Source organism: Acidimicrobiia bacterium (assembly GCA_041394025.1).
Taxonomy (GTDB): Bacteria; Actinomycetota; Acidimicrobiia; order IMCC26256; family JAOSJL01; genus JAOSJL01.
The window spans coordinates 834,211-849,826 of the sequence record JAWKJA010000002.1 but is presented as its reverse complement, the minus strand read 5'-3'; the positions used below and the strand labels follow the sequence as shown (position 1 = coordinate 849,826).

14 protein-coding genes are annotated in these 15,616 nt (G+C 71.0%); 10 read left to right on the top strand and 4 right to left on the bottom strand.

Annotation, left to right across the window (positions count from 1 at the left end; all coding sequences use genetic code 11):
• Nucleotides 1-11 precede the first annotated feature (11 nt).
• Nucleotides 12-1,223, top strand: a complete 1,212-nt coding sequence (locus tag R3A49_03930) for an iron-containing alcohol dehydrogenase (GenBank protein ID MEZ5169879.1) — start codon at nt 12-14, stop codon at nt 1,221-1,223.
• Between the two features lies 1 nt (nt 1,224).
• On the opposite strand, the gene R3A49_03925 is transcribed toward R3A49_03930, so the two are convergent.
• A complete protein-coding gene (locus R3A49_03925; protein ID MEZ5169878.1) occupies nt 1,225-1,935 on the bottom strand; it encodes an HAD hydrolase-like protein in 711 nt (236 codons plus the stop codon).
• 51 nt (nt 1,936-1,986) lie between these two features.
• On the opposite strand from R3A49_03925, the gene R3A49_03920 reads away from it, so the two are divergent.
• The gene (locus R3A49_03920) at nt 1,987-3,162 is read left to right on the top strand and encodes an aminotransferase class I/II-fold pyridoxal phosphate-dependent enzyme (protein MEZ5169877.1); all 1,176 of its coding nucleotides are present in this window, start codon (nt 1,987-1,989) and stop codon (nt 3,160-3,162) included.
• Between the two features lie 67 nt (nt 3,163-3,229).
• On the top strand, nt 3,230-3,976 hold the full coding sequence (locus R3A49_03915) for a lysophospholipid acyltransferase family protein (protein ID MEZ5169876.1): 747 nt from the start codon (nt 3,230-3,232) through the stop codon (nt 3,974-3,976).
• Nucleotides 3,977-3,986: 10 nt separating this feature from the next.
• Here the strand turns inward: R3A49_03915 and glpK are convergent, their stop codons facing one another.
• Nucleotides 3,987-5,501, bottom strand: a complete 1,515-nt coding sequence (gene glpK / locus R3A49_03910; protein MEZ5169875.1) for a glycerol kinase GlpK — start codon at nt 5,499-5,501, stop codon at nt 3,987-3,989.
• Between the two features lie 126 nt (nt 5,502-5,627).
• On the opposite strand from glpK, the gene R3A49_03905 reads away from it, so the two are divergent.
• The 7 genes from R3A49_03905 (at nt 5,628) to R3A49_03875 (ending at nt 12,121) form a co-directional block, all read left to right on the top strand.
• On the top strand, nt 5,628-6,656 hold the full coding sequence (locus R3A49_03905; GenBank protein MEZ5169874.1) for a 6-phosphofructokinase: 1,029 nt from the start codon (nt 5,628-5,630) through the stop codon (nt 6,654-6,656).
• A gap of 27 nt (nt 6,657-6,683) precedes the next feature.
• Nucleotides 6,684-7,556: an acyl-CoA thioesterase II gene (locus R3A49_03900; GenBank protein ID MEZ5169873.1), complete on the top strand. Its 873-nt coding sequence runs from the start codon at nt 6,684-6,686 to the stop codon at nt 7,554-7,556.
• Nucleotides 7,553-8,602 carry a threonine aldolase family protein gene (locus tag R3A49_03895; GenBank protein MEZ5169872.1) on the top strand — a complete coding sequence of 350 codons (1,050 nt, stop codon included), beginning with the start codon at nt 7,553-7,555 and terminating at the stop codon, nt 8,600-8,602. Before R3A49_03900 ends, R3A49_03895 begins: the two co-directional genes overlap by 4 nt.
• Nucleotides 8,603-9,056: 454 nt before the next feature.
• Complete coding sequence (locus tag R3A49_03890; GenBank protein ID MEZ5169871.1) at nt 9,057-9,854, top strand: polyprenol monophosphomannose synthase; 798 nt, start codon at nt 9,057-9,059, stop codon at nt 9,852-9,854.
• Between the two features lie 4 nt (nt 9,855-9,858).
• Nucleotides 9,859-10,389 carry an NUDIX hydrolase gene (locus R3A49_03885; GenBank protein MEZ5169870.1) on the top strand — a complete coding sequence of 177 codons (531 nt, stop codon included), beginning with the start codon at nt 9,859-9,861 and terminating at the stop codon, nt 10,387-10,389.
• Nucleotides 10,386-11,636: a DNA polymerase IV gene (locus tag R3A49_03880; protein MEZ5169869.1), complete on the top strand. Its 1,251-nt coding sequence runs from the start codon at nt 10,386-10,388 to the stop codon at nt 11,634-11,636. The genes R3A49_03885 and R3A49_03880 overlap by 4 nt, the downstream gene beginning before the upstream one ends.
• Before the next feature lie 107 nt (nt 11,637-11,743).
• Nucleotides 11,744-12,121: a DUF3040 domain-containing protein gene (locus R3A49_03875; protein ID MEZ5169868.1), complete on the top strand. Its 378-nt coding sequence runs from the start codon at nt 11,744-11,746 to the stop codon at nt 12,119-12,121.
• 11 nt (nt 12,122-12,132) lie between these two features.
• On the opposite strand, the gene R3A49_03870 is transcribed toward R3A49_03875, so the two are convergent.
• A complete protein-coding gene (locus tag R3A49_03870) occupies nt 12,133-14,418 on the bottom strand; it encodes a DUF3488 and transglutaminase-like domain-containing protein (GenBank protein MEZ5169867.1) in 2,286 nt (761 codons plus the stop codon).
• Nucleotides 14,388-15,614, bottom strand: coding sequence for a DUF58 domain-containing protein (locus tag R3A49_03865; protein ID MEZ5169866.1), 1,227 nt, complete (start codon nt 15,612-15,614; stop codon nt 14,388-14,390). The genes R3A49_03870 and R3A49_03865 overlap by 31 nt, the downstream gene beginning before the upstream one ends.
• Between the last annotated feature and the right edge of the window lie 2 nt (nt 15,615-15,616).

Sequence of the window (15,616 nt, the reverse complement as noted above, 5' to 3'; positions counted from 1 at the left end):
GAGAAGCGACGATGCGAGACGCCGTCGAAGCCTTCCTGCACCGGATCTTCGTCCCGATCGCGCGACTGCTCTCGCGCGTCCTGCCCGACCGGGTCCCCGTCACCTTCGCCGGGAGTGGCGCCGTCGACGACCTGTGCCGCAGCATCGCCCAGCGCGGGTTCCGGCGCGTACTGGTCGTGAGCGACAACGGGCTCGTCGGTGCCGGCGTTGTCGGCACGGTCACCGACCGTCTCGATGCCGCAGGAGTCGAACACACGCTCTACAGCGGGGTCGAGCCCGACCCGACGACCGACCAGGTCGAGGCCGGCCTCGCCCTCTACCGGGAGGACTCGTGCGAGGCCGTCGTCGCCGTCGGGGGTGGCTCGCCGATGGACGCCGGGAAGCTGATCGCCACTCTCGCCACCAACGACAAGCCGCTGCGTCGGCTGCGCGGCAAGTTCCACATCCGGCGCCGCTCTGCGCCGGTGTTCGCCGTGCCGACCACGGCGGGCACGGGCTCGGAGGTGACGATCGCCGCGGTCGTGTCGGACCCGGTGACCCACGCCAAGAGCCCGGTTGTCGACCCCAAGCTGCTCCCGACGATGGTGGCGCTCGACCCGGGGCTGACCGCCGGGCTGCCGCCGGCCGTCACGGCGGCCACCGGCATCGACGCCCTCACGCACGCCGTGGAGTCCTACATCTCGCTCACGGCGAACGCGCAGACCGAGGAGTACTCCCGCACCTCGGTGCGCCTGGTCTTCGAGTACCTCCCGCGTGCCTACACCGACGGTTCCGACGAGGATGCGCGCCAGGCGATGATGCTCGCCGCCTACTACGGCGGATTGGCCTTCACACGCACCAGCGTGGGCTACGTGCACGCCATCGCCCACAACCTCGGTGCCACCTACGGCACTCCGCACGGTCACGCCAACGCCGTGGCCCTGGCGCCGGTTCTCGATTTCTCGCTGCCCGAGGTGACGGACCGCCTGGCCGACCTCGCCGACCTCATCGGCGTCGAGGGCGCCGACACGGAGGAGAGGGCACGCGGTTTCATCGCCGCGGTCCGCTCGCTCGTCGAGTCGGTCGGCATCGATCCCCGCCTGGCCGAGCTCCGGGAGAGCGACATCCACTCGCTCGCCCGCCGCGCACGCACCGAGGCGTTGCTCGACTACCCGGTGCCGCGGTTCATGACACAGGCCGAGTGCGAGGACGTGATCCGGCAGATCCTCCCGACGGCGGCCTGACTCAGCCCGGCACGCGCCCCGACACGCGCGACGCCAGATCCTGGAGCGACACCACGCGCTCGCAGTCGAGGTGGCTGTTGAAGCCGTAGGGGTCCATGAGGAACGGCTCGATACCCGCGCGGCGTGCCCCGGCCACGTCGATGCCGGGCATGTCGCCGACGTACCAGACCCTCTCGGGGGGTAGCTCGAGGGCGAGGAGAGCCATCTCGAAGATCCGGGGATCGGGCTTCATCACGCCGACCTGACCGGAGTCGATGATGGTCTCCATCTCCACGCCCGGGCCGGGGCCGAGCTGGAGGACCTCCTGGTCCCGGAGACGGGCGCCGACATCGCCGTCGGCGTTCGAGACCACTCCGAGGCGAACGCCGGTGTCGGCCAGCGTGCGCAGCCCGTCGGGCGAGCCGGGGATCACCCGACGCCAGATCGCCGCTGTCGCGAACTCGCTCTCCAGGTGCTCCGTGGCCTCCGCACGGAGGTCGTCGGGGACCTCCAGCTCGGCCACGTAGGCGGCGAGGTACCTCTCCCACATCTCACGCCAGGGGAGCTCCCCCTCGTAGTCGGGAGGAAAGCACGCGGCGCCCGCGTAGTGCGCCCTGTCGAGCAGCTCGGGGTCGACCGCGACGCCGACACGCTCCAACGCGTCGAGGACGATGTCGTGGTCGGGGAGGTGGAAGATGCCACCGGCATCGAGAAGGACGGCGTCGGGTGTCACGACTGCCGAATCCTAACGGCGGTCCGAAAGGCCGGTGGTACCGTGCGCCCGATGGAGTTCCGGAGAATCGGCGACCTACCGCCCTACGTCTTCACGACCATCGACACGCTCAAGGTGGAGGGCCGGCGCGCCGGCCACGACATCATCGACCTGGGCTTCGGGAACCCCGACATCCCGTCGCCCGACGTCGCCGTCGAGAAGTTGGCGGAGGCCGTCCGCAACGGGCGCAACCACCGGTACTCCCAGAGCCGTGGGATCCCGAAGCTCCGTCAGGCCGTGGCCGACCGCTACCGCCGCCTCTTCGACGTCGATCTCGATCCCGACACCGAGGTCTGCGCCACGATCGGGGCCAAGGAGGGTTTCTCCCATCTCATGTGGACGCTCGTCGCGCCCGGCGACGTGGCGTTCGTCCCCAGCCCGTCGTACCCGATCCACATCTGGGGTCCGGTGCTCGCGGGCGCCGACGTGCGCCAGGTGCGCCTCGGCCCCGACGAGGACTTCCTCGCCAACCTGAAGTCGGGCTACGAGGAGTCGTGGCCACGCCCCCGCGTCATCGTGCTGTCGTTCCCGCACAATCCCACGACCGCGTGCGTGGATCTCGACTTCATGCGCGACATGGTCGAGTTCGCGGCCGAACGCGACATCGTGCTCGTACACGACTTCGCATACGCCGACCTCGGCTTCGACGACCACTCACCCCCGTCGATCCTCCAGGTCGACGGTGCCAAGGAGGTCGCCGTCGAGCTCTACACGCTCACGAAGTCGTTTTCGATGGCGGGGTGGCGCATGGGCTTCGCGCTCGGCAACCCCGAGATGGTCGCCGCGCTCGCCAAGCTGAAGTCGTACCTCGACTACGGGAGCTTCCAACCGATCCAGATCGCCGCCACCGTGGCGATGAACGAGGCGCCGGAGTACCCCCGGGAGATCAACGCCGTGTACCGGCGACGGCGCGACACCCTGTGCGACGGGCTCAACAGGGCCGGCTGGCCGCTCGAGGCCCCGCACGGGACGATGTTCGTGTGGGCCCCGATCCCCGAGCCCTACCGGGAGATGGGAAGTCTCGAGTTCGCCGTCATGCTGGTCAAGGACGCCAAGGTGGCGGTGTCACCGGGTGTCGGGTTCGGGCCCGGTGGGGAGGGCTACGTGCGGTTCGCGCTCATCGAGAACGAACAGCGGATCAACCAGGCCGTGCGGCAGATCCGCCGCGCGCTCACGAAGCTGGGCTGACCGGGTACGTGGGCCGCCTCGCGGGCTCCCTCCCGCCGCGGCCGCCACGTCGCCTAGGCTCGCTTTCGTGCTCTACTGGATCATCAAGGCGATCCTCAACCCCGTCCTGCGGTTCTGCTACCGCATCAGGGTGGAGGGGGCCGAGAACGTGCCCGCGAGCGGCGCCGTGATCCTGGCCTCCAACCACCGGTCCTTCCTCGACTCGATCTTCATCCCGCTCCTCGTGCGGCGCCGGGTCACCTTCGTGGCCAAGGCCGACTACTTCGACGACCCGAAGACGGCGTGGTTCTTCCGGGGCGTCGGCCAGATCCCCATCCGCCGGGAGGGGGGCAGCGCCAGCCAGCGCGCGCTCGACTCGGCCGCCGAGGTGCTCGAGGACGGTGGGGTCTTCGGGATCTACCCGGAGGGAACCCGCTCACGCGACGGCCTCCTGCACCGTGGGCACACCGGCTTCGCCCGCCTGGCTCTCTCCACCGGAGCGCCGGTCGTTCCCGTCGGGCTGATCGGCACCGACGAGATCCAGCCGGTCGACAGGAAGATCCCGCACATCTTCCGGACCGTCACGATCCGCTTCGGGACGCCACTCGACCCCGAGCGCTACCGCGAACGCGGCGACGACCGGATGGTGTGCCGCCAGATCGCCGACGAGGTGATGTTCGAGATCCGCGAGCTCACCGGCTACGAGTACGACGACAGCTACGCCACCCGCACGGCCGAGGACATCCCCGCCGAGCCGGCCACGGTCACGCCGCTGCCCGATCACGCCGGCAACGGGCACGGCCACGTGCCGGCAACATCGGAGATGGCGTCCTGAGGGTTCGAGGTCAGTCGGGCCCGCTCCGGGCCCACCCCGTCGACCGCTCCACCGCTCTGTGCCACTGCTCGACCGACGCTGCGACCGCTTCCGGGTCTCCCGAGGGCTCGAAGACGGCGTCCGCACGCCAGGCCGCCGCCGCCTCGGCCCGGTCGCTCCACACCCCTTCGGCGATTCCCGCCAGGTAGGCGGCGCCGAGCGCGGTGGTCTCCGCGACGGCGGCACGTCGGACGGGGAGCCCGAGCACGTCGGCCTGGAAGGAGCCCAACAGGTCCATCACGCTGGCGCCACCGTCGATCCGGAGTTCCGACGGCTGCGTGCCGCTCGCGGCGGTGATGGCTTCGACGACGTCGAGTGTCTGGAACGCCATCGACTCGACGACGGCGCGCGCGATGTGCGCCGTCGTGGTGCCACGGCTCAGCCCGACGATCGTGCCCCGCGCGAACGGATCCCAATGGGGGGATCCGAGCCCGGTGAACGCGGGCACGACGTAGACGCCGCCCGTGTCGTCGACCGACTCCGCGAGCGGGCCGGTCTCCGCGGCGTCGGAGATGATGCCGAGGCCGTCGCGCAGCCACTGGACGGCGGCGCCTGTCACGAAGATGGCGCCCTCCATCGCGTAGGAGACGTCGGCCCCTCCACCGTGCTCACCGAGGTCCCACGCCACGGTGGTGAGGAGGCCGTCGACCGGGTCGGGGAGCGTCGATCCCAGGTTCATCAGGACGAACGAGCCGGTACCGTAGGTGTTCTTTGTCATGCCCGGCTCGAAACAGGCCTGACCGAACAGAGCGGCCTGCTGGTCGCCGGCGATCCCGCTCACGGGAACGGTGAGACCTGCGGCCGACGCCGGGTCGGTCGTGCCGAAGCGACCACTCGACGGGAGGACCTCGGGAAGGATCGAGGCGGGAACGCCGAAGGTGTCGCACATCCGCTCGGACCAGCCGAGCGTGGAGATGTCGAACAGCATCGTGCGCGAGGCGTTGGACGGCTCCGTCGCGTGCACGCCGCCGTCGGGGCCGCCCGTGAGCTTCCACAGGAGCCAGGAGTCGACGGTCCCGAAGGCCGTCGTGGGCGTGACCTCGACGCCGCCGGGGCCGAGAAGCCACTCCACCTTCGACCCCGAGAAGTAGGGGTCCAGGACCAGCCCCGTGAGGGCCCGCACCGTGGGCTCGAGGCCGTCGGCCTTCAGGGCGTCACAGCGACCGGCCGTGCGGCGGTCCTGCCACACGATGGCACGATGGAGGAGCTGTCCCGTGGCGGTGTCCCACAGCACCGTGGTTTCCCGCTGGTCCGTGATCCCCAGGGCCGCAACCGTCTCGCCCTGCTCGTCGAGAACCGCCACGACCTCGGCGAGCGTGCCCACGGTGGCCTCCCAGATCTCGTCGGCGTCGTGCTCCACCCGCCCGGGCTCGGGGAAGTACTGCGGGAACTCGCGGTGAGCAGCAGCGACCGGGCGGCCGTCGGAGCCGACCGCCATCGTGCGGACACCTGTCGTGCCGGCATCGATGGCGAGAACCACACCCATCACGATCTCCCGATACGTCCGAAGTGGGTCTGCCCGGCGCAGGTCTACGATGGGCAGTCTGCCGTCGGCAGGCCACCCTACCGGCGCACAGGATGACGACGGGTGCGTCAGTTCGAGGAGGGTTTCATGAGGGTGGGAATGCTGACCGGTGGTGGGGACTGTCCGGGCCTCAACGCGGTGATCCGCGGCGTCGTGCGGAAGGGCGAAGGGGTCTACGGCCACAACGTCATCGGTTTCTGTTACGGATGGCGTGGGGTCCTCGACGGGACGACCGAGGACCTCACGGTGACGAGCACGCGCGGCATCCTGCAACTCGGCGGGACGATGCTCGGCAGCTCGCGCACGAACCCCTACAACGAGGACGATGGCGTCGAGCGTGTCCTGGCGTCTCTCGAGCGCGACAGGATCGACGCGTTGATCCCGATCGGGGGGGAGGACACGCTCGGGGTCGCCGCCAAGCTGTCCGAGGAAGGCGTGTCGGTCGTAGGAGTGCCCAAGACCATCGACAACGACCTGTCGGGTACCGACTACACCTTCGGGTTCCAGACGGCGGTTCAGATCGCCACCGACGCCATCGACCGGCTGCACACGACCGCCGAGAGCCACGACAGGGTGATGGTCGTAGAGGTGATGGGACGCCACGCCGGCTGGATCGCGCTGCACTCGGGGATGGCCGGGGGAGCCGACGTGATCCTCATCCCGGAGCGGCCCTTCGACATCGACGAGGTCTGCGACCGGATCCGCCACCGACACCGGAGCGGCTCGAGTTTCTCGATCGTGGTCGTGGCCGAGGGCGCCGTTCCCAAGGAGGGCACCCTCGTCGTCCAGGAAGGCGAGCGTGACGCCTTCGGCCACGTGCGCCTGGGTGGAATCGGCACGACCGTACGGGAGGAGATCGAGAGCCGGACCGGCTTCGAGACGCGCGAGACCATCCTGGGCCACGTTCTGCGGGGCGGGACACCCACGGCCTACGACCGGGTGCTCGCGACCCGCTTCGGGGTCGCGGCGATCGATGCGGTGGAGCACGGCGAGTTCGGGACGATGGTGGCGCTCCAGGGTTCCGACATCAACCTCGTGCCGATCGGTGAGGCCGTCGGGACCCTCAAGACGGTCGACGACGACCTCTTCGACGTGGCCGAAGTCTTCTTCGGCTGACGACGACCGCCGAGGAACGGAGACGCCATGGGGACCGCGCTCGACACGTTGTTGGCGCTGCTCGATGTAGAGGCGCTCGAGGTCAACCTGTTTCGGGGTCGCAGTCCCGATGAGGACACGCAGAGAGTGTTCGGTGGGCAGGTGGCGGGCCAGGCGCTGGTCGCGGCCGGTCGTACCGTGGAGCCCGAGCGCGACGTGCACTCGCTGCACGCGTACTTCCTCCGACCGGGTGATCCCGAAGTTCCCATCGTCTACGAGGTCGACCGGCTTCGCGACGGGCGTAGCTTCACCACTCGACGTGTCGTCGCGATCCAGCACGGCCGGGCCATCTTCAACCTCCAGGCGTCGTTCCAGATCCGTGAGGTCGGTCCCGAACACCAGTACGAGGCGCCCGAGGCTCCTGACCCCGAGTCGCTTCCGACATTCGGCGAACGTCTCGAACGCCATCGCGACAGGTTCGGGCCCGAGTTCGACGAGTGGGCCGAGCGCGACCGCCCGATCGACTCGCGTCACTGCGCCGAGCCACCGTGGCTCGATCCCAGCCCCCGGGGCGCTGAGCAGCTCGTGTGGATCCGTGCCGACGGCGACCTCCCCGACGAGCGCTTCATCCACGAGTGCGTGGTGACGTACGCGTCCGACTTCACGCTCCTCGACACGGCGATGCTGCCACACGACATGTCGTCGGCCTCGGGCGGATACCAGATCGCCAGCCTCGACCATGCGATGTGGTTCCACCGGCCGTTCCGCGCCGACGAGTGGCTCCTCTACCACCAGAAGACGCCCTCGGCGTCCGGGGCGCGCGGCATCGCCGAAGGGTTCCTCTACACCCAGGGCGGTGATCTCGTCGTCACGGTCATCCAGGAGGGCCTCATCCGCCCGCTGGAGACGCCGACCGGATGACCATCGGATCCCCGCGGGACGGCGCGGTGGTCGATCTCCGATCCGACACGGTCACCGTGCCGACACCGGAGATGCGCGCGGCCATCGCCGCGGCGGAGGTCGGCGACGACGTCTACGGCGAGGATCCGACCGTCAACCGCCTCGAGTCGCTCACCGCCGCACTGCTCGGCAAGGAGGCGTCGCTGTTCGTCCCGACGGGAACAATGGGCAATCAGTTGGCGCTCCGGGTCCTCGCCGGCTCGGGCACGACGGTGGTGTCCGGCGAGCGGTCGCACATCGTGAACTACGAGCCGCTGGGTGAGAGGGGGGCAGGGGTCGACCTCGTCCGCCTCGACGACTCCGGCGGGACGCTCGGTCCCGACACCGTGGCCTCTCAGCTCGCCGAGCTCGGGTCGGTTCGTGCCGTCACGATCGAGAACACCCACATGGCCGCGAGCGGACGACCGTGGGTGGACAACGAGCTCGCGGCGGTGTCGGGTGTGTGCCGGGACGCAGGTGTTGTGTTGCACATGGACGGTGCCCGTATCTGGAACGCCGCGATCGCCACGGGGCGCACACCCGCGGAGATCGCGGCGCACGCCGACACGGTGATGTGCTGCCTGTCGAAGGGTCTCGGCGCACCGGTGGGATCCCTGCTCTCCGGACCGGCCGACGTCATCGCCGAGGCGCGCCTGCAGCGCCACGACATGGGTGGGGCAATGCGCCAGGCCGGGGTCATCGCCGCTGCGGGCGTGGTGGCGATCGAGACGATGGTGGAGCGCCTCGCCGAGGACCACGACCGTGCCCGTAGGCTCGCCGAGCACCTCGCCGACCGCTTCCCGGGGTCGATCGACCCGGCGGCTGTCGCCACCAACATCGTGTGCACCGTCGCCGAGGCCCTTCCAGGCGACGTGCTCGAGCGCCTCGCGGCGGGCGGCGTGAAGGCGGGGATGGTGGGCGACGACACGGTTCGGTTCGTGACCCACAAGGACGTCGACGATGACGGCCTCACCCACGCCTGCGCCGTCCTCGACGACATGGCCGGCGCCCGGCAGCTGTCGGGCTGAGCCGTCAGTCGCCGGGAATGTTCGCCGGCGGGCCGTCGCGGTCCGGCGGGGTGTCCGTTTCCACTCGACCATGGCGCGCAGCACGAGGACCGCGACCACCCCGACTCCGGCGGCGGCCAGCGCGGCACCGACGAGGGTGCCGAGGGCGACCATCGGGCCGCAGTCGCCGTCGCACATGATGTCGGCGAGGCCGTAGCCGATCATCCCGCCGAGGACACCGGCGACGACGACCCCGGCGAAGGCCAGCATCACCGCGCCGCGGCCCGGCACACCGGGATGACCCGCCGGGATCACGATGTCGTTGGCCTGCGGCGTGTCGTCGGCCTGCGGTGTCTCGCCTGCTCCGGGCGTGTCACCGGGCGTGTCACCGGGCGGGGTCTCGGGTGTGTCGTCCACGCCGCGCAGCGTACCTGCGCCGGTTTCGCGGGCTCCCACCGGTAGGCTGATCGGCCCCATGCGCTCCCTCCTGGTTCTTCCCACCTACAACGAGGCCGAGAACATCGCCGAGGTCCTCCACCGCCTCCGAGCGGCCGCTCCCGACGTCCAGGTGCTCGTCGTCGACGACGGCAGCCCCGACGGCACGGCGGGAATGGCGCGCGACCTGGCCGACGAGATCGGGAATCTCGAGGTCCTCGAGCGCAGCGGTAAGTCGGGTCTCGGCTCCGCCTACCGCGCCGGCTTCCGGTGGGGCCTCGAGCGCGGTTACGAGGCGTTCGTGGAGATGGACGCCGACCTGTCGCACGACCCGGCGGTTGTCCCGTCACTGCTCGCCGGGGTGGAGGACGGCAACGACCTCGTCATCGGGTCGCGCTACGTGCCGGGAGGGTCGATCCCCGACTGGACGTTTCTCCGTCGCGCCATCTCGCGTGGTGGGAACCTCTACGCCAGGATCGTTCTGGGGCTCCGGGTGCAGGACGCCACCGCAGGCTTTCGCGCCTACAGCGCCACGGCGCTGCGCGGCATCGACCTCGACTCGGTACGCGCCGACGGGTACGGCTTCCAGGTCGAGATGGCCTACCGCGTCCAGCAACAGGGCGGGCGCCTCGCCGAGGTGCCCATCGAGTTCCGCGACCGAACGCTCGGGCAGTCGAAGATGTCGAGCCGGATCGTCGTGGAGGCCCTGATCCTCGTGACCTGGTGGGGCATCCGGGACCTCCCGCGCCGCCTGTTCGGCCGGCGACACCGTCGGTCACCGGCGATGGGCGACGGAGCGGTCGGGAGCACGGCACCCGGGGAGGCCGCGCGAGACTGACGTCGTGCCCGGCGCGCCCTCCCCCGACACCGATCTTCTCGACTGGACGGTGGCGGGCGGCCTGGTCGAGAACGCCGACGGGCTCCTCATGGTGCGCAACGTCCGCCACGGCGGACGGGTCGACTGGACGCCTCCGGGCGGGGTGATCGACGCCACCGACCGGTCACTGGCCGCCGGGCTCACCCGGGAGGTCGTCGAGGAGACGGGCATCACGGTCGGTCGGTGGGACGGTCCCGTCTACACCGTCCGCGCCGATGCCCCCGACATGGGCTGGCGGATGAGCTGCGAGGTCCACTACGCACTCGAGTTCGACGGCGAGCTCCTCGTCGACGATCCCGACGAGATCGTCGTGGCGGCCGAATTCCTCGATGACGCGGGGTGCAGCGACGTTCTCTCCACGTGCCCGCCCTGGGTGCGGGAGCCACTCGCGGCGTGGATGGCCGGGAGGTGGTCGTCGCGTGACGCCCAGGCATTCCACTACGAGGTGCGGGGCACACGCGTCGACGCCCTCGAGGTCCGTCGGCTGTCTCCATGAGCCGCGCAGGAGCCGACGACGAGGCTCGTCCCACCACGCGGTCGATCCTCCATGCAGACCTCGATGCATTCTTCGCGTCGGTCGAGCAACTGCACGACCCCTCGCTCGTCGGGCAGCCCGTCATCGTCGGAGGGCTCGGCAACCGCGGCGTCGTCGCCGCGGCGAGCTACGAGGCTCGACGGTTCGGGGTCCATTCGGCGATGCCGACAGCCCACGCCCGCCGGGCCTGCCCCGACGGCGTGTTCCTGCCCCCGCGGTTCGAGGCCTACAGCGAGGCCAGCCGCACGGTCCTGGAGGTGTTCCGGAGCGTCACGCCCCTCGTCGAGCCGCTCGCCCTCGACGAGGCGTTCCTCGACGTCACCGGTGCGCATCGGCTCCTCGGGAGCTCGGTGGAGATCGCCGAGGTGCTACGCGAACGGGTGAGGACCGCGACCGGCCTCGTGGTGTCGGTCGGGGGTGCGACCACGAAGCACCTGGCGAAACTGGCGAGCCAGGACGCGAAGCCCGACGGGGTTCTCGTTCTCGCCCCCGACGCCGAAGCCGGCTACCTCGAGCAGTTGCCGGTCGGCCGGCTGTGGGGCGTGGGCCCTGCCACCCTCGTGAAGCTGGAGCGTCTCGGGGTGGGCACGGTCGCCGATCTCGCACGGCTCCCCGACGGTGCACTCGACCGGGCTGTCGGACCCGGGCGTGCCGAGCATCTCCTCTCGCTGGCCACCAATGCCGACGACCGCCGGGTCGAGACCGTCCGGGAGGCCAAGTCGGTCGGCCACGAGGAGACATTCGCCCGCGATGTGCACTCGCGGCGTGCTCTCCACGCCGAGGTGGTGCGCCTCGCCGAGCTCGTGGCCCGGCGCCTCCGCTCTGCGGGCCTGGTGGCGCGCACGGTCGTGCTCAAGGCGCGGTACCCCGACTTCTCCACGATCACCCGGAGCCGGACGTTGACCGAGCCCACGGACCATGCGGCCACCATCTCGAGCGTGGCGCTGGAGCTGCTCGATGACGTCGACGTCGGCCGTGGACTCCGCCTCCTGGGGGTCTCGACCTCCAACCTCCTGGAGCGCGGGGCATCCCAGGAGACCCTCGACCTGGACGGCGGCGACGATCCGTCCCGGAGGCTCGACCTGGCGCTCGACGAGCTGCGTGACCGCTTCGGCGAGGAGGCCGTGGGACCGGCGCGCCTGGCGGGCCCGGGCGGCCTGCGGGTGCAGCGCCGTGGGTCGCTCTACGGGCCCGACGGGGGGCGGTGACGATCGTCGGTCTCCGCGGGCGTTCGCCGTCCCGCGTGCGCGAGAATGGGGGCCGACACGACCGACGGACCGACCGGTCCGGATCTGGCGAGGAGCCGCAGCGACCGATGCCACTGTCCGAGGACGAGCAGCGGATCCTGTCCGAGATCGAGCAGCAGCTCCACGACACCGACCCCGACTTGGCGCAGCAGGTTTCCGAGACCACCCTCTACAAGCACGCCGCACGGTCCATCAAGTGGTCGATCGCCGGCTTCGTCCTCGGCTTCGTCCTGCTCATCGCCACCGTCTCCACCAGCACGCTCCTGGCACTGGGGGCGTTCGGCATCATGCTGGCGTGCCTCTTCGTGCTCGAGAGCAACGTGCGCAAGATCGGAAAGGCCGGGCTCCAGAACCTCACGGGTGCCATGCGGGGCCGCGGCATCGGCGGTTCCGTCGGGAACGTCGGCCGGCGCTGGCGTGAGCGCTGGCGCCGCGACGACCCGTAGGGAACAGATTCCTACGGGGTCGCGGGAGTGTGCGTGCGGCGTAGGGAACGTGGGTCGAGGCGGCGGCGGAGGCGCCGGCCGGTGGAAACCTCGGCGTCGAGTGCTCGGGCCACGGCATCGGCGTCCTGCCACGCCTCCCGGGCCGACTCGTCGGCGGGTTGCGCCGCGGAGTAGCACGCCTCGGTGTAGTGGTGTGCCAGGTGTTCGAGAGGGGGCGCTGCCTCGCCGGCGGTGAGCGCAGCCCGGCGCGCGAAGTCGTTGGGGGAGTCCTGTGGCTCGGGTCGGATACCGGCCTCGGCGAGGCGCTCACCGGTTTCCTCCCACGCGCCGATGATGCGGTCGCGGGTCTCCGAGCGTGAGGCGCGCGACGAGCGACGGCGGCGCTTGATCCCGACGATCGCCAGGCACGGGCCGCCGACGAGAAGGACGACCCCGGCCGCCACCGCCGCGACCACCCTCGGCGCGGTCCAGGTCGCTCCCGGGGAGGCTGCCGGAACGCCGCCGGGATCGTCACCCTCCGCGGGATCGGGCACGGCGGGCTCCTGCGGCGGTGCGACCGTCGACGGGGGGGTTTCGCCGGTCGGAGGCCCTGTGGGCGGTGGCGCCTGTCCGCCGGCGCCGATCGGCTCGACCGAGTGGTCTCCGGCGACCCCTTCTGCCGCTCCGTTGCCGGGGGTGGCGTCGAAGGGGACCCACCCGGTGCCGTCGATGTAGACCTCCGACCAGGCGTGGGAGCGGTCGCCGCGGATCTCGTAGAGGCCCGACTCCTCCGAGCGCTCACCGCTCAGGTAGCCGACCGCCACACGGGTGGGGAGACCCAGGGAGCGCCCCAGGGCCGACATCGACGTCGAGAACTGCTCGCAGTACCCCGTGTGACCCCCCTCCTCCACGGGCAGCAGCACGAACTGCTCGATGGTGTCGACACCCAGCCCTGCCTCGACGGTGTCGTCGTACACGAAGCGCTCGGGCCCCTCCTGGTTGCGGAACCAGTCCCGCAGGGCCACGGCCATCTCGTAGGGCGTGGTGGCCCCTGCGGCTGCGACGATCTCGGTGGCCTTCTGCCGGAGAGGCTCGGGGAAGTCGTCGGGGAGATCCCGGTAGGGGTCGAGGCCGGTGCCCGCTGCCGGGCCGGCACTGTCGAGGTCGGCCGCGTCGAGCCTCTCGGGGATCTCGGAGCGCACGGTGTACGTGTCGCCTCCGGCGAGTCCGTCCTCGAGGAACACGTCCGGACGGTCCGGTGCCGTGCCCGCGTCGAGGCCGTCGACGTCCACCGGGCGGTACGGGGCGGGCAGCCAGGAGCCGCGGAGCGCCTCGATCGTGATCGCGAACTCGCGCTCGGTGGTGGGGGCCTGCCCCGTACCGGGGAACCCGGAATCGGGGTCGGCGTCACCGAAGCGCTGCTCGGAGAAGGTCCACGAGGTCCCGTCGAACACGTCGAGCGTCGCCTGACGGTAGTAGGGCGCGTCGGCATCGGCCGTGAACATCACGGTGTCGGGGAACTCGAGGAGGTTCGAGTGGATGTCGACGACGGGGTTGCCCGCGACGAGGTCACCGCCGCCGCTGTCCTCCAGGAGACCGTCGTAGTCGAACAGGGCGTCGGCGTCCGAGCCGGGAAGGGCGGGAACGAGCAGGAGCGCACCGAGGACGGCAACGGCGGCGAACGCCAGGGAGCGCGACATGCTCCAACGACGGGGATGTCCGGAGGGGAGGAACCAGCTGCGCGAGCGCTCGCGCAGTGAGGCGTGCCGCAACGCGAGAAAGACGGCGAAGGACAGGCAGAAGACCGCGGCGGGAGCGAGCGCTCCGGTGTCGTCCCCGAGTATCCCGGTGATCGTGAGCAGGACGACGCCGGGAATGGCCGCTCCCACGGTTGCGTCCGCTGTGAACGCCAGCGTGTCGGCTGCCGTCGAGAGCAGCCCGACGCCGATGACCGACAGGAGCAGGACTCCGGGCTCGACCGGGACGGGGACCGCGTCATGGCGCACGACGCTCCAGCCCTGGTCCCAGGAGTCGACGAGCTCCCCCAGCGTCGCCGGCGTGGGGACCCCGAAGGCGGTCGTGCCGGGAGCGACCGTCCAGGCGGCGTAGAGGGCGAGCGCCGCGAGCGCCATGACCGGTACGAGCACCGCCGGCAGGGAGCGTCGGCGGCACACGTGGCCGACGAGGTGCGGGACGACGACGGCGCCGGCGAGCGCGGGGAAGAACCGCCAGTCGTCGAAGACCGCCGAGAACGAGGCGGCCGCGGCGATGCCGGCACCGGCGAGTGCTAGCGTCTCTCCACGGCCTGTGGTGTCCACCGCCGGTCTCCTTCTCGTGGGCTGTGGGCCGGGGCGGGGATGTCGGTGCTCGGCACCGCCGCCAGAGCGTCGTTCCAGGACCGCGCAAAGGTGTCCATGTCGGTGGCGTCCACGGTGATCTCACCGGCGGGAGCGGTGCCGGCGACCGGCCTCGTGAGGACCGCGACCGTGGACGCGCGCTGCCGGACCGGGAGGTCCGTGAAGGGGTCGCGTCCCGGTGCTCCGCTACCGAGGATCACGATCGCGATGTCGCCCTCGGACCACCCCGTGGCCTCCCGGTGGGTGCTGCCCGGTGACCGCCTGTCGTCGGGGGAGACCAGGACGAGCTCGTCCCCGGCCAGGGCGCTACGACCGGGGCGGTGACCGTCGAGGAGCACACCGTGGAGCGTGACGAGCCGGAAGGGCCGTCCGCGCTCCTCGAGTGCTGCAATCACCGAGGCGGCCACCTCCACCGCCCGCTCGAACGACGCGGCATCATGGACGGCCCGACGTGTGTCGAGGTAGACCGTGACTGTCTGCGTGGAGCGCCGCTCGTGTTCGCGCACCATGATCGTGCCCGTGCGCGCAGTCGACTTCCAGTGGATCGACCGGGGGTCGTCACCCGATCGGTACGCGCGCACAGAGCGAAACGTCCCGTCGGTTCCCGAGAACGGGATCGGCCGTCGTACGCCGCTCGTTCCGAGAGCGGTGTCGGGCACGAGGCGCAGTGGATGGACACGTGGGTGGACGAGCAGGGAGTCGACCTGCTCGTCCATGAAGGCGCGGCGGGCGAGGCCGAAGGGGTCGGTGAGCGTGACGCGCAGGGGACCGACGTCGACGCGACCCCGCCTCGTGGCCGGGAGCGTGTAGTGGGCCTCGGTCGTGGCCCGCCGGGCGACAGGACCGACGAGGAACGGGGCGATACGGCGGCCCCCGTCGATCGTGTCGGTGACACTGACGACGGGTGTGGAGCGGGAGACCCTGTTCTCCACGGTCACGGTCACCACGGCCTCCCCACCGACAGAGGTGTGGTGCGGTGCGATCCGACGCCTGACGTCGAGCTCCACCGTTCGGAGGCGGACCCAGAGAACGGTGAGGGCGAGCCCCACCAGCGCGGCCACCGCCGGCACGGCGAGCTCCGGGAGCCCGAGCACCCGACCGGCCACGAGGAGGCCGACGGAACCGCCGAGGAGCGACCACCCACGGCTTGTCGGCACGG